The organism is Brenneria populi (assembly GCF_036016195.1).
GTDB lineage: Bacteria > Pseudomonadota > Gammaproteobacteria > Enterobacterales > Enterobacteriaceae > Brenneria > Brenneria populi.
The window spans coordinates 371164-391175 of the sequence record NZ_JAYWTM010000004.1 but is presented as its reverse complement, the minus strand read 5'-3'; the positions used below and the strand labels follow the sequence as shown (position 1 = coordinate 391175).

The window sequence follows — 20012 nt, the reverse complement described above, 5'->3', positions numbered from 1 at the left end:
TGTCCGAGAGAAAATTGTCCCGGACAGGCATTCCCTGAACGAACTACGACAGAAACCCTCCCATCAACTTCGAGGTGAACATGAAACGTATTGCTCTGGCTGCCGCTTTGGCGTGTCTGTCTGCGGTTTCCGCATGGGCTGGGGATGTGACGCTGGTCGTCAATTCCTATGGTGGACCCTACGAAGATTTGCAGGAAAAACTCATTTACAAGCCGTTCGAAAAGGAATACGGCGTAAAGATTCAGGTAGTGACTGTCTATTCCGCCGATATGCTGGCACAGCTGCGTGCGCAAAAAAAAGCGCCGCAGTTTGATGTGGTGCAGTTCTCGGGCGGGCAAGAGATTCTGGCCGCGAAAGAGGGGTTAATTGCGCCTTTGCAACCCGCCGATTTGCCTCATGCGGCCGATCTTTATCCTTTCGCCGCCGAAGGTATGGAAAAGGGCCAGGGACCGGTTAGCCTCGTGACGGCTATGGGGCTGCTTTACAATGAGAAAAAGGTTCCACGGGCGCCAACCTCATGGAAGGATCTTTGGGATCCGGCCTTTGGCGATCATCTGGTGCTAACCGACCTGTCGAACACGTTCGGGATGCAGGGCTTTTTAATGATGAATAAAATTTGGGGCGGCGATCTTAACAATTGGCAACCGGGCCTTAAAAAAGTGGGCGAGTTGCTGGAGCGCTCGGTAATCATCACCTCATCGCCTGAAATTCAGCAGAACTTTGCGCAGAATGACGCATGGTTGGCGCCTTTTGCCCAGGACTATGCCCATGTTATTCAGCAGAGCGGTTTGCCGGTGAAATTCGTATTTCCCAAGGAAGGCGCATCGGCGCTATATATTACGACGAACCTTGTCGCCGGCCGACCGCATTCGGATCTGGCTAAAAAGTTGATCGATTACAGCTTGTCGCCGGAGGTACAGGTGGCCTTTGCGCGAGAGATGAGATATTCGCCAACCAACCGCAAAGCGCAACTGCCGGAAGATTTGGCTAAAGAAGTCGTGCATGGCGAAGATCTGAATCGCTTAATCCGATTTGATCCCACGCTGCTGCAAGAAAAAGCGCCCGCCCTGATCAATGAGTGGAAAAGTACGATCGCACGATAAGAGCTGGGGTTCGCTACCCCGTGTGTCGTCTGACCGGGGCGCTCTTTATGAACGTCCCCCTGACACGGACATTCTGATGAATAGATTTCCTGAGACCCTTTTGATGATCGTACCGGGCGTGCTGATCATGATTGTGGCCTTCGTGTTTCCTGTTGCCGGTATGCTGGTTCTTGGGCTACAGACCGATGAAGGTCTGACTTTCAGCTTCTTGTGGCGTTTTTTTGAGAATCCTTATTTTTTGAGTGTAGGTTTGCGGACGATCCGCCTGGCTTTCATTATCAGTATTATTTGCGTGTTGATTGGCGTTCCTCTGGCCTATGTCATGGCGCGGGGCGCACGGTGGCTGAGGACTTTTTTGCTGATTGCGGTGACGCTGCCCCTGATGACCAGCGTAGTGGTCCGAACTTTTGGCTGGACGGTGATTCTTGGCCGTAATGGTCTGGTGCCCGATGCGCTGTATGCGCTTGGCCTGGTGCGGCGTAATTTTTCTCTGATGCAGACGGAAACCGCTATTGTTATCGGCATGGTGCAGGTCGTTTTGCCCTTCATGATCCTGAGCGTGCTTGGCGTGATCCAGCGGCTTGATCCCCGTCTTGAAGAGGCCGCGCGCGTGATGGGCTGTAGTTTCGTGGCCTCGCTGCGGCGTGTTGTGTTACCCAGCGCCATGCCGGGGATCGTCTCAGGTTTTTTACTGGTTTTTTCACTCTCCGCCAGCTATTTCGTGACGCCCACGCTGCTGGGAGGCGCGAGGTTGCCTACGTTAGCCGGGTCGATCTACGAATCCGCCACCAAGACGCTGGATTGGCCTTTCGCGGCTGCCCAGTCGATCATTTTGCTGGCAGGACTTTTATTGCTGTTTTTGCCTTACTATTTATTTTCCAGGAGGTCCCATGGTTGACGCGACGCCGATCTGGGTTCGGGTTCTGACGATTGGTCTGGTCGCATTGACCGTCACTTTCGTTCTGGTGCCGCTGGTGGTTGTGGTAGGCGTGTCTTTCACCGCGGGCGATTATATCGCTTTTCCGCCGCAGGGGCTTAGTCTGCGATGGTATGCCAAAATGCTGTCTGAGGGACAGTATAGCGCGGCGGCGCTGACCAGCCTGTGGCTTGCTGTTTTGGTCACGCTGGCGGCGGCGGCGATCGGCGGCGCGGCGGCGATCGCTTTGCACCGCCGCCTGCTGCCGGGCGCCGATATGCTGTCTGCGCTATTTTTGGCGCCGATTGTGTTGCCCTCAATCATTCTCGGCCTCGGCCTTTTGATGTTGTGGAGTCGAACTATCGGCCACACGTCATTGATTACCGTTTTTGTCGGGCATTTGGTGCTGGCGCTCCCTTATGTGATCCGCACTACGCTGGCGGTTTTGACCACCTCGGACCCTTTTCTTGAAGAAGCGGCCCGAACTATGGGCGCCGGACCATGGCGCAGCCTATGGCGGGTAACGTTGCCGCAGTGTTTACCGGGAATCGCGGCGGGCGCGTTCTTTGCCTTTAACATCTCCTTTGATGAGGCTGTCGTTTCGCTGTTCTTGCGTTCTCCTGAAATCGTGACGCTGCCCATTCAGATTTATACCCAGCTGGAGTTTAGTCCGGATCCCTCTATCGCTGCGGTGTCGAGCCTGATGATCGGCCTAACCGTCTGCTTGATTGTATTGATAGACCGTGCCATCGGCCTACAGAAAATTACGGAGTAAATTCCCATGCGTGACCTTGAACTTGTGAATTTGTGCAAATCCTATGGGCAATCCGAGGTGATAAAAGGCATCAATCTGTCGATTCAGGCCGGGGAGTTTGTCAGTCTGTTAGGGCCAAGCGGGTGCGGAAAAACCACGCTTCTGAGGATGTTGGCGGGATTGGAACGCGCCAGTTCGGGCGGGATCGTGATTGGCGGACGCAACTGCACGACGCTGCCGCCTGAAAAACGCAATATCAGCATGGTGTTCCAATCGTATGCGTTGATTCCGCATCTGAGCGTGTTGGAAAATGTGCTTTTTCCGCTGGAAATGCGTTCGATTGGCAACGCCTCCGAACGGAAACAACGTGCCGAAGCGGCGCTGGAGATGGTGGGGCTTGAACACCTGATGCGCCGTTATCCCCGCCAGCTGTCGGGAGGGCAGCAGCAGCGGGTGGCTCTGGCGCGCGCCGTGGTATCAAAACCTGATGTGCTGTTGCTGGATGAACCGTTGTCCAATCTTGACGCCGCGATGCGTGAGCGCATGCAGGAAGAGTTGATTTCCCTGCATCGCACCACGGGCTTGACGACCATCTTTGTAACGCACGATCAGGAAGAGGCGTTGAGCCTGTCGGATAGGGTGATCCTGCTTAACGGCGGGCGAATCGAACAAGCCGGGACGCCCGCCGAATTATACGCTTGCCCTCGTTCACGCTTTGCCGCCGGCTTTATCGGCGCCACCAATTTGCTTGAGGCCGAACTGACGGAGGGGATGGACGGCGTCGTGGCGCAGCTTGCCGGCGGCCAACGCCTTTCGCTTTCTGGTAGCGAAGGGAGCCGCGGCGAGCAATGTCTGAGCATCCGGCAGGAGGATATTACCTTGATGCCCATCGGCGAGAAGAGTTCGGTTGGGCTGAGCGGCATAGTCCAAAGCCGGATCTATCTAGGCGCTCGCGCGCGCTATGTTATCGAGACCCCGGCGGGGATTTTGCGTTGCCTGACCGCGCCCGATAGCCCATTTATGTCGGGCGATACGGTGCGCCTTGCCATTGCGCCGGAAAAGATTCGTCTGCTGGCGGGCTAAGGTGGCATTGACGGCTCATCGCTGTTTCGGACTCTCAGGCCAAAGGCCGTGCTTACGCGACGTAAGCGCGGCCTTTGCCTGTTGAATCGGGGATGCCTATCGGTTTTACCGCTCTACTTTATGATTGACTTTATCGGGCTTAAAACGCAGCAGCCGGTTGGCGTTGCCGACTACGGTGATGGAGGAGAGCGCCATGGCGGCGCCGGCCACCACCGGGTTTAACAGCGTGCCGGTCAGCGGATAGAGCACGCCTGCGGCAATCGGGATCCCCAGCGCGTTGTAGACGAACGCGCCCAGCAGGTTTTGCTTCATATTGCGCAGCGTGGCCTGGGAAATGGCCAGGGCGTCGGCCACGCCGTGCAGGCTGTGGCGCATCAGGGTAATCGCCGCGGTTTCGATGGCGATATCGCTGCCGCCGCCCATGGCGATCCCCACATTGGCCTGCGCCAGCGCGGGGGCGTCATTGATGCCGTCGCCGATCATCGCCACGCGTTTTCCCTGTGCCTGAAGCTGCCTGATGGCATGCGCCTTGCCGTCCGGCAAGACGCCGGCGATCGTCCGGTCGATGCCGGCGTCTTTGGCGATGGCGTTGGCCGTCAGCGGATTATCGCCGGTCAGCATCACCAACTGATAGCCCTGCCGGCGCAGACGCTGCAAAGCCGTGGCGCTGTCCGCGCGCAAGGGGTCGAGGATGGAGAATACGGCGGCGATATGGCCGTCGGCCGCCAGCAAGACCGGCGTGACGCCGCGCTGCGCCAGTTCATCGATCGACGCCGCCACGGCCTGAATATCAATGCGGTGCTGTTGCAGCAGTGCCGCATTGCCGAGCAGCAGCGACACGCCGTCGGCGGTCTCCCCGCTGACCCCGAGGCCGCGCAGGGTGCGGAACCGCTCGATCTCCTCAAGGGGAAGGCCTTCGGCGCGATTGACGATGGATTTCGCCAGCGGGTGATTGGCGCCCCGTTCCAGCGAAGCCGCCCAGATCAGCGCCTGCCGCTCCGTGGCCGCGCCAAAGGCGTGAATTTCAACCACGCGCGGGCGGCCTTCGGTCAGGGTGCCGGTTTTATCGAAGACCAGCGTATCCAGCCTGCTGGCCTGTTGTAAGGCGTCGGCATCCCGCACCAGCACGCCGTATTCGGCGGCGCGGCCCACTCCGGAGATAATCGACATCGGCGTCGCCAGCCCGAGGGCGCAAGGGCAGGCGATAATCAGCACGGTGGTGGCGACGACCAGCGTATAGACGATTTGCGGCGCCGGCCCGGCGAAGAACCAGACGGCGCCGCTGACGACGGCGATAGCCGCCACCGCCGGCACGAATACGGCGGAAATGCGATCCGCCAGCCGTCCGATGGCCGGTTTACTGCTCTGCGCCTGTCTGACCAGCCGGATGATGCGCGATAGCGTCGTCTGGTTGCCGACGGCGTCCGCGCGGAACAGCGCGCTGCCGTCGGCAACCAGCGTGCCGGCGTGAACCGCATGGCTCCGCTCTTTTTGTTGCGGCAGCGGCTCGCCGGTCAGCATCGCTTCATCGACCCAGATCTCCCCTTGCAGGATCTCGCCGTCGACCGGGATGCGATCGCCGGTGGTCAGGCGTAGCGTCATCCCGGGCTGCACGGCGGACAGCGGCAGCGTTTTCTCGCCGTCCGGCGTCACCACGCGGGCGGTGGGGGGCGTGAGATCCAGCAGCTTTTCCAGCGCGCGGGACGAACGCTGACGGGCGCGCTGCTCCAGCGCATGGCCGAGGTTGATCAGGCCGATAATCATCGCGCTGGCTTCATAATAAAGATGGCGCGCCGCCATGGGGAAAACTTCCGGCCACAGATTAACGGTAATGGAATAGAGCCAGGCCGCGCCGGTGCCGAGCGCCACCAGCGTATCCATGGTGGCGCCGCCGTTCTTCAGGCTGCGCCAGGCGTTACGATAAAAATGGCCGCCGGCGAAAATCATGACCGCCAGCGTCAGCGCGCCGACAATCAGCCACGGCGTGCGGCTTGCGGGCGTCAGGGTCATGCTGCCGCCCAGTACGCCCCACAGCATCAAGGGCGCGCCCAACAGCAGGCCGAGCGTCGCCTGCCATTGAAATCGCCGAATGCTTTGCTGCGAGGTCTGTTGCTGGCGCGCGCGGCGTTGGTTTTCATCCTGAACGATCTCCGCGCCGTAGCCCGCCTGTTCGACGGCGGCGATCAGCGCTTGCGGCGTCGCGCGTCCGCTCACCAGCGCGCTGCGCTCGGCCAGATTCACGCGCGCCTGCGTCACGCCGGCCACGCCCTGTAAGGCTTTCTGCACCCGATTGACGCAGCTGGCGCAGCTCATCCCCTGGAGCAGCATTTGTACATTATCATCAGGGGCGGCGTCGAGGACGGGAATTTCCTCGACGGCGGGGGATGCCGGAACATGACTCTGAGCCGCTGGCAGCGTTTCCGGCGCGGTCGCTATCTGCGCCAGCGGCTCAGTTTTTGGGCGGGACGGCGCCTGCGATACGCTGGCTTGATAACCGGCCTGTTCCACCGCGCCGACCAGCGCGGCGGACGCCGCATCGCCGTAGATATCGGCGCGCTCTTGCGTGACTTGCGCCGCGACCACGCCCTGAACGGCCTCCAGCGCCTTACGCGTCGAGGCGACGCAATGCTGGCAGCTTAATCCGGCAAGCTGCAGCGAAACGTCGGGAACGGCCAGACTTGCTTCATATCCCGCCTGTTCGATAGCGGCGATCAGCGCGGGCGGGTTCGCCTCGCCCGTCACCCTGGCGTAATTCAGCGCGACCTCCGCCTGTTCGACGTCCGGCAGCGCCTCCAGCGTTTTCTTGACCTGCTGTATGCAGTGCCCGCAGCTGAGCCCCTGCAACGACAAAACGATAGTCTGCGACATAATAATTTTCTCCCGTAGCCACGACGGGCGGGCGAATAGGCTGACCGCCCGCCTGATTCGAGCAGGTTAAACCTTCCATCAAGGGGAGGGTCAAGCGTTTATTGCGCTGATTAAGGCGGGTTTTCAACCCAACGACGGCATGGCGATCGCTCTTTGCCAAAAGCGTCCGCGCGGCGGGGGAAAGGGGAAACATAGCAGCGATGCCGGACGCGTTACGCTATGGCTGACGACGCCGACGGTTGCATGACGTCCTGCCTTTTCCGGCAAGACGTATCTCGAATGAGGCCGCCGTAAGGCCGCGTTATTCGATAATGGGCTTAACGCCGGACGGCGATTGGGTGACGAACGCGTGAATAATCCTGTCCGCCTGCGCTGCGGCGCGGCTGTTTAGACGGTAAAAGTAGATAACCAGCGCGGCAAACACGCCCGCATACAAGATCACCGCCCACAGGTATTCGATGGTCAGCAGGAAAATGGTTTTCAGCATATCGCCGATATCGGACCCGAAGCCCAAATATCCCTGATAGCGGTCGAAAAGCAGAAGAAGAGCGAAGATTAACAGGGGTAACGCTAAAATCCCCGTCATGATATTGGCGACGCGTTTTCGTTTATCCAGATTGGCGTAGGTTGAACCGCCCAGGTATCGTTCAATCTCGATAATCTGATGCGAAAGGTCATCTTTCGACGTGACGGGTACATTGTGACGTTCAATATATTGATGAAGCTCTTTCAGCCGTTGTGCATTATCAATCGACTGACTCAACGTGTTGAAATATCCCATAATATTCCTGTTTTATTCACTCAATCATCGTCAGCCTGCCGGTTTTTACGGCAAGCCCATCGCTTCGCTCAATTGTACATAAATCAATATACTCATTGAAATCATTTAGTCATGGCGTACGCCAGAGGCGCTGGCTTTGGAAAACATCATCGATAAATATCCAGACTTGATGCGCTTGTCCTGACAGTTCATCAATGATGACGTATGCTCATTTTGCTAGGCTAGCTTTCGCGAGGAATGGGCAAGAGGTGCATGATGAATATCAGCGATGTGGCAAAAAAAACCGGACTCACCAGTAAAACCATCCGCTTCTATGAAGAGAAAGGGGTGCTGACCGCGCCGCGACGTTCTGAAAACGGTTACCGCAGCTATAATGTCCATCATATCGAAGAGCTGACTCTGCTGCGCCAGGCTCGTCAGGTGGGGTTTACCCTGGACGAGTGCCGGGAATTGGTCGCGCTGTTTAACGATCCGCTGCGGCGCAGCGCCGACGTCAAGGCGCGCACGATGCGCAAAGTCACGGAGATCGAAGCCCATATCGAAGAGCTTAAGGCGATGCGCCGGCGTTTGTTGGCGCTGGCGGAGCAATGTCCGGGAGACGGCGGCGCGGATTGCCCGATTATCAATAATCTGGCCGGCTGCTGCCATTCAGCGGCGGCGCCCTCCGCGCATGACGATCCGCTGATTAAGGCGTGACCGGGCGCACATGCAGCGTAATGCCGTCAATGGCGATCACTTCAACATGCGTTCCGGCGGCCAGATCCCGCTCCGATTTTACCCGCCAGGCGCCGTCGCCGATTTTGACGCGGCCGAACCCATCGACGATGGGTTCGGTCAGCGTGGCGCGCCGGCCGATCAGCTGTTGTCCGCGCTGATTGAGCGTGGAGGCCGGTCGGGCAAGCGTGCGCTTACGCAGCCAATACCACCAAAGCACGGCGGTAATGATGGTCAGAAGCGCGAACGCGCTGCCTTGCCACGGCCATTCTATCGGCATTATCCAGGCCAACAGCCCGACCAATACCGCCGATATTCCGCTCCATAGCAGGTAGCCGCTGGCGCCCAGCATCTCGGCCGCCAGCAGCAGGCCGCCGAGAGACAGCCAGAACCAGTGCGCATTCTCCATCACCAGTTCAATGTTCATCAGCTACTCCGTTTATTCTGGCTATCTTTAATCAGTTCGCTAATGCCGCCGATGGCGCCCATCAGGTTGCTGGCTTCCAGCGGCATCATGATGACCTTGCTGTTGTTGGCGGCGCCGATCTGTTGCAGCGCGTCGGTATATTTCTGCGCCACGAAGTAGTTGATGGCCTGAATGTTGCCCGTCGCGATCGCTTCGGATACCATTTGCGTCGCCCGCGCTTCGGCTTCCGCCGCCCGTTCGCGCGCTTCGGCCTCTAAAAAGGCGGACTGCCGTTCCCCTTCCGCTTTCAGAATCTGCGACTGTTTTTCCCCTTCGGCGCGCAGGATGGCGGCCTGGCGCACCCCTTCGGCCTCAAGAATTTCGGCGCGTTTGTTACGCTCCGCTTTCATCTGCGCGTTCATCGCCGCAATCAGCTCGGCCGGCGGCCGCACGTCGCGGATCTCGATACGGGTGATTTTAACGCCCCACGGGTTGGTGGCTTCATCGACGATATGCAGCAGGCGGCTGTTGATACTGTCGCGCTGGGAGAGCATTTCATCCAGCTCCATCGAGCCCAGCACGGTACGGAAGTTGGTCATGGTCAGGTTGACGATCGCCTGTTCCAGGTTGCTGACTTCATACGCCGCGCGCGCGGGGTCGATCACCTGAATAAAGCAGACCGCATCGATCGCCACATTGGCGTTATCGCGCGAGATGACCTCCTGGGACGGAATATCCAATACCTGCTCCATCATATTGATTTTCCGCCCGATGCGATCCATGAAGGGCACCACCAGATTCAGCCCCGGCATCAGGGTTTTGGTGTAGCGGCCGAAGCGCTCCACGGTCCATTGGTAGCCCTGCGGCACGATTTTAATACCTGACCAAACGATAATCAGCGCGACGACGATCAGTACGGGAATCACGGTAAGCATTATCCAAAACCTCCTGGCTGTTTTATTCCACGCTAGTGTAACCCAAGCGCAGCCGGAATCCGTTGTTCCGCAGCTATTTTCTCCCGTTTTCTCGTCCGCGCGCTGCCGAACCGCGGGTGGAAAAGATAACAAGTTTGATAAGTTTGTCATATTAGACAAGTTTGGAAAGTTTTTGCTAGGGTGATTCTACGCCATCGAGTTGCTTAATTCTTGGTCTATGTCCGGCGATGCGCCCGCGCTGCGGCAACGGCGCCTCTGGGAATGCGGTTAATCAGGAGTATGTGATGAGCTTTTCACCTGCAGTAGTAAAAAAGACGCCGACGAGCGCGTCCGCGTCGCCTCCGGTCGCTATCTCGATGAGAGGCGTAAAAAAGCAGTTTCTCGATCGCGATGAAAACGTGGTGGAGGTGATTAAAGATATCTCAATCGATATTTATCACCGCGAATTCATCAGTATCGTCGGCCCCAGCGGATGCGGCAAGAGCACCATGTTCAACATGATTGCCGGCCTGTTGGCGCCCACCGCCGGCGAGATTCAGGTGTTTGATCAGTATTACGCCATGCCCAAGAAAGGCCGGGTGGGCTACATGCTGCAAAAAGATCTGCTGTTTCCCTGGCGCACTATCCTCGACAACGTCTGTCTGGGGCTGGAAATCAGCGAGGTGCCGAAAAAGGAGCGCCATGAGCGGGCGATGGCCTATCTGCAGAAATATGGCCTGGGCGATTTCGCCCACGCCTATCCCGCCACGCTGTCCGGCGGAATGCGTCAAAGGGCGGCGCTGATCCGCACGCTGGTCATCGATCCGGACATTATTCTGCTTGATGAGCCTTTCTCCGCGCTGGACTACCAGACTCGGCTGGTGCTGGAAGAGGAGATCCTGTCGATTCTCAATGAGTATGGCAAAACGGTGGTGCTGATTACGCACGATATCGGCGAAGCCATCTCCATGTCCGACCGCATCGTGGTGATGTCGCAGCGGCCGACGTGGAACAAAAAAACCTATGCCGTCGGTCTGGCCAAGCAGCACGGCTCGGCCATGGGCGCCCGCAAAGATCCTCGTTATCAGCAGTTTTTCGATGAGATATGGGCGGATATGGACATTCAGTTAGGAGGCCGGTCATGAATATGCCCGCAACCGCGACGGATAAACATCGCTCCGGCCTGTCGGCGCCGGGACGGCGGCGCAAAAAGAGACTGATGCTGCTGCTGAAAGATAATTGCTGGCGGGCGCTGATTCTTATTGCGATGGTGGCGCTGTGGCAGTACGGCGTAGATGCCGGGATGATCAATGCCTTCCTGATGGGATCTCCGGCCGGGATCTGGCATGAGTTCGTCCGCCTGCTGGCCAACGGCGAGCTGCTGACCAACGCCTATGTCACGGTCTACGCCACGGTGATCGGCTTTGTGGCCGGCAGCCTGCTGGGATCGCTGTCCGGGCTGCTGCTGTGGTACTCCTCCACGCTGGCGCGCATCCTCGATCCGTTTTTCATCGCCCTGAACGGGCTGCCGAAAATCGCCCTGGCTCCGATCATTATTATCTGGTTCGGCTCCGGCATGTTTTCCAAAATCGCCCTGGCGTTTATCGCCACCTATATCGTGGCGCTGCTGTCGGCGTGGCAGGGAACGCACCAGATCGACGACAGCCAGGTGAATCTGATGCGCTCGCTCGGCGCCAATAAGAACCAGATTTTCCGCAAGGTGGTGATCCCGTCCACGCTGCCGTGGATCATCTCCGCCTTCCGTTTGAATATCGGTTTCGCGCTGATTGCCGATATCGGGGGAGAATTCATCTCCTCGGACTACGGCCTGGGAAAAATGATTTTCGTCGCCGGCAACCTGTTCAACCTTAACGTGGTGTGGGTCGGCGTCTTTACCCTGCTGTTTGTCGCCATTGTGCTTTATCTGCTGGTTATCCAGCTGCAGCGCTGGCTGCTGCCCTGGGAACGCCAGTCCGTTAATCGCTAGTTATGCCGTTCGCTCGTTCCGTAACTGACTAATTGAAGGAATTTATCGATGAATAAACTGATTTCATGGCTGTGCGCCGCCGTCTTTACTCTGGGGTCAGCCGGCAGCGTCGCCGCCGACGGCAAGGCCGATCGCGTGCTGGTAACCGAAGCGTTTCATTCGCTGCTGTATCTGCCGGTCTACGTGGCGAAGCATCAGGGGATATTCGCGCGGAATCAGATCGATGTCGCGACCATTCGATCGGCCGGTTCCGGCCCCACCGCGCTGGCGGCGGTGCTGTCCGGCGAAGCGCAGTTCTCGGTTCACGGTCCCGAGCATGTGGGCTTCGCCCAGCAGAAAGGCGGCGACGCCAAGGCGGTCAGCGCCGTCGCCAACAGCGCGCCGGTGTGGATTGTGGCCAAACCGGGCTTTACCTTTAATTCGCCGGCCGACCTGAAAGGGAAACGCCTGGTTTCCGGGCTGGCCCCCGGCACCTCCAACACGCTGCTACTGCGTTTACTGCAGCAGCATGGTTTGGACGCCAAGAAAGACGTCACCATCAACGAAGTGCAGAACGGTTCGGAGCTGGGGCCGCTGCTGGCCGGCAGGGCGGATGCTGCGGTGGTGTATGAGCCTCAGGCCGATCAGGGCGTGGGGCAGGGGCTGAAGGTGATTTATGACTTTACCCGCGACTACCCGGAATACGCGTTTTCCACCATTAACACGTCGGAGAAAATCATCACCGACAACCCTCAGCTGGTCGCGCGTTTCGTCAAATCCATCGGCGAGTCGCTGGCCTTTATACGCCAGCACCCGGATGAGGCCAAAAAGGTGGCCCGTTTGGAGTTCGCCTCGCTGGATGCCGGCGTCGTGGATGCGGCGGTACAGCGTATGATCGACAGCAATGTCTATCCCGCTGACGCGGTTATTTCTCCCCAGGCGTTCAAAACCGCTATCGATATTCAGAAATTCGTCGGCAATATCACGCAGGATATGCCTTATGAACAGATCGTCGACGGCCGGTTCGCCAAACCCTGATAAGGATAGTCCCGATGAAAAAGATGTTGGATCGTTCGCCCTTCGCCACGATAGCCGCTACCCGGCGGATGCTGGCGCAACGTCAGGTTTCTCCTGGCGAGTTGCTGAGCCATTTTCTGGCGCGTATCGATGAGCGCGATGGTCAGATCAAGGCCTGGCGCTATCTCGACCGGGAAGGCGCCGAACGGCGGGCGGCGGAACTGGACCGACAGATGGCGGCGATTGCCTGCAAGCCCGCGCTCTTCGGCATTCCCTATGGCGCCAAGGATATTTTCCATACGCGCGGATTGCCCACCGAGTGCGGTTCCAAAGTGCGTCAGGGCGCGATCTCCGGCGAAAATGCCGGCGTTATCGACCGGCTCGAGGCGATGGGCGCGCTGCTGCTGGGCAAGCTGACGACGACGGAGTTCGCCAACCTGGGCACGCCGCCGGAAACGGGCAACGCCTGGAATCCGCAGCATACGCCCGGCGGTTCGAGCAGCGGTTCCGCCGCCGCGCTCGGCGCGCGCATGGCGCTGATGACGCTGGGAACGCAGACCGCCGGCTCGCTGTCGCGCCCGGCGGCGTTCAACGGGGTCACGGTGCTGAAGGCGACCTATGGGCGCATCAGTAAAGCCGGGGTTGTCCCGGCCAGCTGGTCGCTGGATCACGTCGGCGCCTTTACGCACACCGTTGAGGACGCGGTGCTGGTGTATAACGCGCTGTCGGGGCCGGATGCGCAGGATGAGGCCACGCTGTCGCTGCCTTATACGCCGCTGCAGCTGAGGGAGAAGCGCGATTATACCGTCGGCATCGTGGAGCACCCGTGGTTTGCCGGCGTGGATGATGAGATCGGCGCCGCCTGCCGGCGGGCGATGGACGAATTGGCCGGACGCGGCGTCCGGCTGAGGCGTATCGGGCTACCGGAGAGCTTTGACGCGGCCTGCCGGGCGCATCAGATTGTGATGCAGGCTGAGTGCGCCGCCTATCATCGCGCCAGTTTCCTGGCGACGCCGACGCTATTCGGCGCCTACTTGCAGGAATTTCTGCGGCAGGGCCTGGAGATTTCCGCCCATGAATATCTGCAGGCCCAGCAGACTCGCGCTCGCTATCGCGCGGAGCTGACGGCGCTGTTTGACGAAGTGGATATTCTGATGACGCCCGCCACGCCGACGCTGGCGCCGTATAGCCTGGCGCTGACCGGCTCGCCGGCGTTTAATATGCCGTTTACCAACGCCGGCGTGCCGACGCTGACGCTGCCGGTCGGTTTCTCCCGTACGGCGTTGCCTATCGGCATGCAGTGGATTGCCCGGCCCGGCAATGAGCAGGCGCTGGCGGATCTGGGACTGTGCTATCAGCAGATGACCGACTGGCATGCCTATTTACCTCCGGTCTGCCATCAGTGAAAATAAGCCGCCCGCCGGGCGGCAGTCTTTCCCGGTTAACCAGGACGGTGTGTTATGTACGATAAGTTATTGACGGTTTCCGATGCGGCGAAAATGCTGGGGATCTCCGCCAGCACGCTAAGGCGTCTGGAAGAGAACGGCGAGGTGAAAACCTACGGCCTGAAGGTGGTTTACACCCCCGGCGGCCAGCGCCGCTATCTGGCAGACGAGATTCAACGCATCTATTCCCAGACCGGGTTCGCCAGCCGGATTGGTTTTGGCGCCAAAGCGGCGGTTTTGATACGGGACGTGACCTATGCCTTTATGGATTCGGGCTCCACGCTGGCGATCAATACGTCGTTTGATAAAACCGCGCTGCGCCGGCTGCTTGAACTGGCCGGGCGATATCGATTGCCGACGGTATTCAGCCGCACGATTTATCGGGAAGAGCACCCCTTTTCCCGCCTGTGGGGGAAAAAGTTCTCCTCGATCACGGCGTTGACCGAGGATGCCTACCTTAATCAAACCGATGCGGCGCTGGAGGATTTCGCCTTCGATCGGCTGCAGTCCACCTGCTATATCTCCGATCTGCACGGGCACGATCTGGCGGCGTGGCTCAAGCGGCAGGGGGTGGATACGCTGATTCTGGGGGGCGTCACTGCCAGCGGCAGCCTGCGCGCCACGGCGATAGAAGCGTTCCAGGAGGGATTTCATGTGGTATTGCCGCGCGAGATCGCGGGCGACAGAAGCCAGTCCGTATTGGACTTCACGCTATTGGATCTTAACGCCCGCTATGCCGATGTGCTGAGTATTGACGACGTTTTCGGCTGGCTCGCCGAGCAGCCGGCCACGGCGGAAGCGCAACAGGCGTAACGCCTCCCGACGGCGCCGTGGAAACGCCGCCGCGCGTCAGATATCCAGTTCAATATCGTCAACGGGCATGCAGCAGCAGGGGAGGATCTCCCCTTGCCGAACGCAGGCCAGCGGCGTCTGACGATACGCCACTTTCCCCTTGAGCAAGCGAATGCGGCATGAACCGCAATACCCGGAGCGGCACTGATACTCCACGCGCATGCGCTGGGACTCCAGCGCATCCAGCAGCGAGGCGTGCCGGTCGGAAAAGGTAAACCGCGCGCCGGAAGCGCGCAGCGTAATGGTTGACGCGGCCATACGATTACAGTTGGAAGTCGCTGAGGTCATCGGTATTGATTTCGGCATCGATCTGGCCCACCAGATAGGAGCTGACTTCCACTTCCTGCGGCGCGACCTGTACGTTATCGGAAACCAGCCAGGCGTTAATCCACGGGATCGGATTGGTGCGGGTTTCAAACGGCAGCGGCAGATCCACGGCCTGCATACGGATATTGGTGATGTACTCGATGTACTGGCACAAAATATCTTTGTTCAGGCCGATCATGGAGCCGTCGCGGAACAGATATTCGGCCCACTCTTTTTCCTGCTGCGCGGCAAGGACGAACAGATCGTAGCACTCCTGCTGGCATTCCGCGGCAATCCGCGCCATATCCGGGTCGTCGTGGCCTGAACGCATCAGGTTGAGCATATGCTGGGTGCCGGTCAGATGCAGCGCCTCATCGCGGGCGATCAGCTTGATGATTTTGGCGTTGCCTTCCATCAGTTCACGCTCGGCGAAGGCGAACGAACAGGCGAAGCTGACGTAGAAACGGATCGCTTCCAGCGCGTTGACGCTCATCAGGCACAGATAGAGGCTCTTTTTCAGCTGATAGAGATCCACGGTGACGCTTTTACCATTCACCTGATGGACGCCTTCGCCCAGCAGATGATAGTAGCCGGTCATTTCAATCAGCGAGTCGTAGTAGCCGGAGATATCCTTGGCGCGTTTCAGGATCTCCTCATTGGTGACGATATCGTCAAACACCAGCGACGGATCGTTGACGATATTGCGGATGATGTGCGTGTAGGAGCGCGAGTGGATGGTTTCTGAAAATGACCAGGTTTCCACCCAGGTTTCCAGTTCCGGAATAGAGATCAGCGGCAGCAGCGCCACATTCGGGCTGCGTCCCTGAATGGAGTCCAGCAATGTCTGGTATTTCAGGTTACTGATAAAAATATGTTTTTCATGTTCTGGCAGCGCCTGGTAGTCGATACGGTCGCGGGATACGTCGACCTCTTCCGGGCGCCAGAAAAAAGAGAGCTGTTTTTCAATTAGTTTCTCAAAGATTTCGTATTTTTGCTGATCGTAACGAGCAACGTTAACCGGCTGACCGAAGAACATGGGTTCCAGCAGTTGATCGTTTTTATTCTGCGAAAAAGTGGTATAGGCCATAAATCTCTCCAAAAACACAATAGGCTGCCGACAAAGCGCACTCCCTGACATTATTCAGGTTTGTCATTTTAGTGTCCCTTGCGTTATCGCGCGTCCTTCGTCATCCCGGCACGGGCGGGGCGCCGTTTTTCCAGACAACCCGGCGGCGGAGATGCCCGCCTAGTGACGCGGGCATGACGGAAACAGGGGCATTCCCCCTTGCCGCCGCGGGGATGCCCGCTTGGGATTCAAGCTACTTTGCCAATGCTCCGAAGGCTGGGTAGCGCTCTTGATAAGACGCTTAAATCTTACAAGCGCCGCCTTCGCAACCGTCGTCCTGAGGCTCCGCCAGCAGGTCATCCTGCGTATCTTCGGCGCCGTCGCGGGTATTTTGATAGTAGAGCGTTTTCACGCCGAACTTGTACGCCGTCAGCAGGTCTTTCAGCAACTGTTTCATCGGCACTTTCCCCGACGGGAAACGCGACGGATCGTAGTTGGTATTGGACGAAATGGCCTGATCGACGAATTTCTGCATCAGACCCACCAGTTGCAGATAGCCATCGTTGCCCGGCATTTCCCACAGCAGCTCGTAAGCGTCTTTCAGCGCTTCGTATTCCGGCACCACCTGACGCAGAATACCGTCTTTGGACGCCTTGACGCTGATATGGCCGCGCGGCGGCTCAATGCCGTTGGTGGCGTTGGAGATCTGCGAGGAGGTTTCGGACGGCATCAGCGCGGACAGCGTCGAGTTGCGCAGGCCATATTCCTGAATATCGCTACGCAGCGCTTCCCAGTCGTAATGCAGCGGCTCGTTGCAAATCGCGTCGAGGTCGCGTTTGTAGGTGTCGATCGGCAATACGCCCCGAGAGTAGGTCGTCTCGCCGAACCACGGGCAGGCGCCCTGTTCGCGCGCCAGGTCGTTGGAGGCTTTCAACAGATAATATTGAATGGCTTCAAACGTCTTATGCGTCAGGTTGTTGGCGCTGCCGTCGGAATAGCGCACGCCGTTTTTCGCCAGATAGTAGGCGAAGTTAATCACGCCGATGCCCAGGGTGCGGCGGCCCATGGCGCCGCGTTTGGCGGCCGGGATCGGGTAGTCCTGGTAATCCAGCAGCGCGTCCAGCGCGCGAACCGCCAGCGTCGCCAGTTCTTCCAGATCGTCAAGGCCGTCGATGGCGCCGAGGTTGAAGGCGGAGAGCGTACAGAGCGCGATTTCGCCGTTTTCGTCGTTCACATCTTCCAGCGGCTTGGTCGGCAGGGCGATTTCCAGACACAGGTTGGACTGCCGCACCGGCGCAATCTGCGCGTCAAACGGGCTATGGGTATTGCAGTGGTCGACGTTCTGAATATAGATGCGGCCGGTGGAGGCGCGCTCCTGCATCATCAGCGAGAACAGCTCGACCGCCTTAAGGCGTTTCTTGCGGATGCTGTCGTCCTGCTCATAGCGCACGTATAGGCGTTCGAACTCCTCCTGATCGGCGAAGAAGGCGTCGTACAGCCCCGGTACGTCCGACGGGCTGAACAGGGTAATCTCTTCCCCTTTCAGCAGACGCTGATACATCAGTTTGTTGAGCTGTACGCCATAGTCGAGATGGCGAACGCGGTTGCCTTCTACGCCGCGGTTGTTTTTCAGCACCAGCAGGCTTTCCACCTCCAGATGCCACAGCGGGTAGAACAGCGTGGCCGCGCCGCCGCGCACGCCGCCCTGGGAACAGGATTTCACCGCGGTCTGAAAGTGTTTATAGAACGGGATGCAGCCGGTATGGAACGCTTCGCCGCCGCGGATCGGGCTGCCCAGCGCGCGAATGCGGCCGGCATTGATGCCGATGCCGGCGCGTTGCGAAACGTATTTTACGATGGCGCTGGAGGTCGCGTTGATGGAATCCAGGCTGTCGCCGCACTCGATCAGCACGCAAGAGCTGAATTGGCGGGTCGGGGTACGGACGCCGGACATAATCGGCGTCGGCAGCGAAATTTTGAATGTCGAGATCGCATCGTAGAAGCGCTTCACGTAATCCAGGCGGGTTTCACGCGGATAGCCGGAAAACAGGCAGGCGGCGACCAGAATATACAAGAACTGGGCGCTCTCGTAGATTTCGCCGGTGACGCGGTTTTGCACCAGGTATTTCCCTTCAAGCTGCTTGACCGCGGCATAGGAGAAGTTCATATCGCGCCAGTGGTCGACGAAACCGTCCATCGCGGCGAACTCTTCTTCGCTGTAGTCTTCCAGCAGATGCGCGTCGTATTTGCCCAGTTCGACCATTTTTTTGACGTGATCCAGCAGCGTCGGCGGCTCAAACTGGCCGTAGGCCTTTTTACGCAGGTGGAAAATGGCGAGGCGCGCCGCCAGGTATTGATAATCCGGGCTTTCGCGGGAGATCAGGTCGGCCGCCGCCTTAATAATGGTCTCATGGATATCTGCGGTGCGGATGCCGTCATAAAACTGAATGTGGGAGCGCAGCTCGACCTGGGACACGGAGACATTGTGCAATCCTTCAGCGGCCCAGGTAATGACTCGGTGGATTTTATCCAGATTGATTCTTTCTTTACTGCCATCGCGCTTGGTTACTAGCAGGCTCTGGTTCATGGGAAGTGATACCTATCTGTTTTTTTACCCCGAATGGATTACGCAGCACGAAAGGGAACGCCGGGCGCGGCAGTTCCTTTTGCTTCGATGTAAACACAATATGTAGGGGGATGAGTTTAATTTGATAGCAAGATAGTGATAAAAGCCGGCTATTGCAAGTGAGCAAAAACAGGGAAAATTGTGGATAACTTGGGTGGGGAATGTTACTGGTTCGCTAAGTGCCGGTTCATTAGCGGCCTCTGGTATTGTCAATGCGTGGGGATAAAAAAATAAATAATTGATCGTTTGCCGTTTTCTTGTTCGCGCTGAAAATCGCTGCTTTGATCAAGACGCCGATGCGGCGGCCCGGCCTGCGAGAGATTGCTTATCGAATCGCCCGATTTTAACCCTATTTTAATAAAACCGGGTTAGGGCGTTGCGCCGCCGCGCGGGAAGGGCGGCGAGCGGCGCGGGTATGCCGGGACGGTTAATCTTCACGCCGGGCGTGCAGCATGTAATTAACATCCACGTTGGGGCCGAGTTTGAAATGGTCCGTCAGCGGATTATAGTGCAGCCCGATGATGTGCCGTTCGCGCAGCGGCGTGGCGTCCATCCATCCGATCAGCTCCGCCGGACGGATAAATTTTTTAACGTCGTGCGTGCCGCGCGGCACCATCTTCAAAATATATTCGGCGCCGATCACCGCCATCATCCAGGCCTTGGCGTTGCGGTTAATGGTGGAGAAGAAGACGTGACCGCCCGGTTTAACCAGGCGCGCGCAGGCCTGAACCACCGATTGCGGATCGGGGACGTGCTCCAGCATCTCCATGCAGGTCACCACCTCATATGCGCCGGCGTGCGTCTGGGAATGGGCTTCCACGGTTTCCTGAATGTAATTTACCGATACGCCGCTTTCCAGGGCGTGCAGGCGAGCCACCTGCAGCGGCTCCGCGCCCATATCCAGGCCGGTGACCTCGGCGCCCTCTTTCGCCATGCTTTCGGCCAGAATACCGCCGCCGCAGCCCACATCCAGCGTTTTCTTGCCAAACAGCCCATCGGCATGCCGCGCGATATACCCCAGCCGCAGCGGGTTGATGCGATGCAAGGGTTTGAACTCACCTTCCAGATCCCACCAGCGCGGCGCAATCGCCTCGAATTTGGCGATTTCCTGCCGGTCGACGTTCGGCGTCTGATTTTCTGCATTCATGTGCAATCACAACCTTTGGTTATCTTTGTCTTTGGCGAGTATATCGTC

18 protein-coding genes are annotated in these 20012 nt (G+C 58.5%); 10 read left to right on the top strand and 8 right to left on the bottom strand.

All coding sequences use genetic code 11. The annotated features are described in order from the left end of the window. Nucleotides 1-80 precede the first annotated feature (80 nt). The 4 genes from VSX58_RS06610 (at nucleotide 81) to VSX58_RS06595 (ending at nucleotide 3856) form a co-directional block, all read left to right on the top strand. On the top strand, nucleotides 81-1103 hold the full coding sequence (locus VSX58_RS06610) for an ABC transporter substrate-binding protein (protein ID WP_327617399.1): 1023 nt from the start codon (nucleotides 81-83) through the stop codon (nucleotides 1101-1103). Nucleotides 1104-1179: 76 nt separating this feature from the next. Further along, on the top strand, nucleotides 1180-2001 hold the full coding sequence (locus VSX58_RS06605) for an ABC transporter permease (protein ID WP_327617398.1): 822 nt from the start codon (nucleotides 1180-1182) through the stop codon (nucleotides 1999-2001). Next, nucleotides 1994-2794, top strand: a complete 801-nt coding sequence (locus VSX58_RS06600; RefSeq protein WP_327617397.1) for an ABC transporter permease — start codon at nucleotides 1994-1996, stop codon at nucleotides 2792-2794. The genes VSX58_RS06605 and VSX58_RS06600 overlap by 8 nt, the downstream gene beginning before the upstream one ends. A gap of 6 nt (nucleotides 2795-2800) precedes the next feature. After that, a complete protein-coding gene (locus VSX58_RS06595; RefSeq protein ID WP_327617396.1) occupies nucleotides 2801-3856 on the top strand; it encodes an ABC transporter ATP-binding protein in 1056 nt (351 codons plus the stop codon). 105 nt (nucleotides 3857-3961) lie between these two features. Here VSX58_RS06595 and copA read toward each other — a convergent pair whose 3' ends face one another. Together copA and VSX58_RS06585 are read right to left on the bottom strand one after the other, a co-directional pair. Beyond that, on the bottom strand, nucleotides 3962-6724 hold the full coding sequence (gene copA, locus VSX58_RS06590; RefSeq protein WP_327617395.1) for a copper-exporting P-type ATPase CopA: 2763 nt from the start codon (nucleotides 6722-6724) through the stop codon (nucleotides 3962-3964). A gap of 301 nt (nucleotides 6725-7025) precedes the next feature. Continuing rightward, complete coding sequence (locus VSX58_RS06585; protein ID WP_327617394.1) at nucleotides 7026-7505, bottom strand: DUF6097 family protein; 480 nt, start codon at nucleotides 7503-7505, stop codon at nucleotides 7026-7028. 255 nt (nucleotides 7506-7760) lie between these two features. Here VSX58_RS06585 and cueR point away from each other — a divergent pair, with 255 nt between their 5' ends. Continuing rightward, nucleotides 7761-8201 (top strand): Cu(I)-responsive transcriptional regulator, encoded by a 441-nt coding sequence (gene cueR / locus VSX58_RS06580; protein ID WP_327617539.1) that lies wholly within the window; start codon nucleotides 7761-7763, stop codon nucleotides 8199-8201. Here cueR and VSX58_RS06575 read toward each other — a convergent pair. Then, nucleotides 8191-8646: an NfeD family protein gene (locus VSX58_RS06575; RefSeq protein WP_327617393.1), complete on the bottom strand. Its 456-nt coding sequence runs from the start codon at nucleotides 8644-8646 to the stop codon at nucleotides 8191-8193. The genes cueR and VSX58_RS06575 overlap by 11 nt on opposite strands. Then, a complete protein-coding gene (locus VSX58_RS06570; RefSeq protein WP_327617392.1) occupies nucleotides 8646-9560 on the bottom strand; it encodes an SPFH domain-containing protein in 915 nt (304 codons plus the stop codon). The genes VSX58_RS06575 and VSX58_RS06570 overlap by 1 nt, the downstream gene beginning before the upstream one ends. Before the next feature lie 284 nt (nucleotides 9561-9844). Between VSX58_RS06570 and VSX58_RS06565 the strand changes: the two genes are divergently transcribed. The 5 genes from VSX58_RS06565 to VSX58_RS06545 are packed head-to-tail and all read left to right on the top strand — an operon-like array spanning nucleotide 9845 to nucleotide 14780. Next, nucleotides 9845-10684, top strand: coding sequence for an ABC transporter ATP-binding protein (locus VSX58_RS06565; RefSeq protein ID WP_327617391.1), 840 nt, complete (start codon nucleotides 9845-9847; stop codon nucleotides 10682-10684). Continuing rightward, nucleotides 10681-11526 carry an ABC transporter permease gene (locus tag VSX58_RS06560; RefSeq protein WP_327617390.1) on the top strand — a complete coding sequence of 282 codons (846 nt, stop codon included), beginning with the start codon at nucleotides 10681-10683 and terminating at the stop codon, nucleotides 11524-11526. Before VSX58_RS06565 ends, VSX58_RS06560 begins: the two co-directional genes overlap by 4 nt. 48 nt (nucleotides 11527-11574) lie before the next feature. Continuing rightward, entirely contained in the window at nucleotides 11575-12543 is a 969-nt protein-coding gene (locus VSX58_RS06555) for an ABC transporter substrate-binding protein (protein ID WP_327617389.1), read from the top strand. A gap of 14 nt (nucleotides 12544-12557) precedes the next feature. Beyond that, entirely contained in the window at nucleotides 12558-13928 is a 1371-nt protein-coding gene (locus VSX58_RS06550) for an amidase (protein ID WP_327617388.1), read from the top strand. Between the two features lie 54 nt (nucleotides 13929-13982). Continuing rightward, complete coding sequence (locus VSX58_RS06545; RefSeq protein WP_327612779.1) at nucleotides 13983-14780, top strand: isochorismatase family protein; 798 nt, start codon at nucleotides 13983-13985, stop codon at nucleotides 14778-14780. Between the two features lie 36 nt (nucleotides 14781-14816). On the opposite strand, the gene yfaE is transcribed toward VSX58_RS06545, so the two are convergent. From yfaE to ubiG, 4 genes are all read right to left on the bottom strand, one after another. Continuing rightward, on the bottom strand, nucleotides 14817-15077 hold the full coding sequence (gene yfaE, locus VSX58_RS06540; protein ID WP_327617538.1) for a class I ribonucleotide reductase maintenance protein YfaE: 261 nt from the start codon (nucleotides 15075-15077) through the stop codon (nucleotides 14817-14819). Nucleotides 15078-15081: 4 nt separating this feature from the next. Continuing rightward, nucleotides 15082-16212, bottom strand: coding sequence for a class Ia ribonucleoside-diphosphate reductase subunit beta (gene nrdB, locus VSX58_RS06535; RefSeq protein WP_327617387.1), 1131 nt, complete (start codon nucleotides 16210-16212; stop codon nucleotides 15082-15084). A 280-nt stretch (nucleotides 16213-16492) separates the two neighbouring features. After that, the gene (nrdA, locus tag VSX58_RS06530) at nucleotides 16493-18778 is read right to left on the bottom strand and encodes a class 1a ribonucleoside-diphosphate reductase subunit alpha (RefSeq protein ID WP_327617386.1); all 2286 of its coding nucleotides are present in this window, start codon (nucleotides 18776-18778) and stop codon (nucleotides 16493-16495) included. A 466-nt stretch (nucleotides 18779-19244) separates the two neighbouring features. Next, nucleotides 19245-19964, bottom strand: coding sequence for a bifunctional 2-polyprenyl-6-hydroxyphenol methylase/3-demethylubiquinol 3-O-methyltransferase UbiG (ubiG, locus tag VSX58_RS06525; RefSeq protein WP_327617385.1), 720 nt, complete (start codon nucleotides 19962-19964; stop codon nucleotides 19245-19247). Between the last annotated feature and the right edge of the window lie 48 nt (nucleotides 19965-20012).

What these genes read in the sequence shown, in the direction of transcription:
- VSX58_RS06610 (WP_327617399.1), top strand. Translation starts at nt 81, where the DNA reads ATGAAACGTATTGCTCTGGCTGCCGCTTTGGCGTGTCTGTCTGCGGTT.
- VSX58_RS06605 (WP_327617398.1), top strand. Translation starts at nt 1,180, where the DNA reads ATGAATAGATTTCCTGAGACCCTTTTGATGATCGTACCGGGCGTGCTG.
- VSX58_RS06600 (WP_327617397.1), top strand. Translation starts at nt 1,994, where the DNA reads ATGGTTGACGCGACGCCGATCTGGGTTCGGGTTCTGACGATTGGTCTG.
- VSX58_RS06595 (WP_327617396.1), top strand. Translation starts at nt 2,801, where the DNA reads ATGCGTGACCTTGAACTTGTGAATTTGTGCAAATCCTATGGGCAATCC.
- copA (WP_327617395.1), bottom strand. Translation starts at nt 6,724, where the DNA reads ATGTCGCAGACTATCGTTTTGTCGTTGCAGGGGCTCAGCTGCGGGCAC.
- VSX58_RS06585 (WP_327617394.1), bottom strand. Translation starts at nt 7,505, where the DNA reads ATGGGATATTTCAACACGTTGAGTCAGTCGATTGATAATGCACAACGG.
- cueR (WP_327617539.1), top strand. Translation starts at nt 7,761, where the DNA reads ATGAATATCAGCGATGTGGCAAAAAAAACCGGACTCACCAGTAAAACC.
- VSX58_RS06575 (WP_327617393.1), bottom strand. Translation starts at nt 8,646, where the DNA reads ATGAACATTGAACTGGTGATGGAGAATGCGCACTGGTTCTGGCTGTCT.
- VSX58_RS06570 (WP_327617392.1), bottom strand. Translation starts at nt 9,560, where the DNA reads ATGCTTACCGTGATTCCCGTACTGATCGTCGTCGCGCTGATTATCGTT.
- VSX58_RS06565 (WP_327617391.1), top strand. Translation starts at nt 9,845, where the DNA reads ATGAGCTTTTCACCTGCAGTAGTAAAAAAGACGCCGACGAGCGCGTCC.
- VSX58_RS06560 (WP_327617390.1), top strand. Translation starts at nt 10,681, where the DNA reads ATGAATATGCCCGCAACCGCGACGGATAAACATCGCTCCGGCCTGTCG.
- VSX58_RS06555 (WP_327617389.1), top strand. Translation starts at nt 11,575, where the DNA reads ATGAATAAACTGATTTCATGGCTGTGCGCCGCCGTCTTTACTCTGGGG.
- VSX58_RS06550 (WP_327617388.1), top strand. Translation starts at nt 12,558, where the DNA reads ATGAAAAAGATGTTGGATCGTTCGCCCTTCGCCACGATAGCCGCTACC.
- VSX58_RS06545 (WP_327612779.1), top strand. Translation starts at nt 13,983, where the DNA reads ATGTACGATAAGTTATTGACGGTTTCCGATGCGGCGAAAATGCTGGGG.
- yfaE (WP_327617538.1), bottom strand. Translation starts at nt 15,077, where the DNA reads ATGGCCGCGTCAACCATTACGCTGCGCGCTTCCGGCGCGCGGTTTACC.
- nrdB (WP_327617387.1), bottom strand. Translation starts at nt 16,212, where the DNA reads ATGGCCTATACCACTTTTTCGCAGAATAAAAACGATCAACTGCTGGAA.
- nrdA (WP_327617386.1), bottom strand. Translation starts at nt 18,778, where the DNA reads ATGAACCAGAGCCTGCTAGTAACCAAGCGCGATGGCAGTAAAGAAAGA.
- ubiG (WP_327617385.1), bottom strand. Translation starts at nt 19,964, where the DNA reads ATGAATGCAGAAAATCAGACGCCGAACGTCGACCGGCAGGAAATCGCC.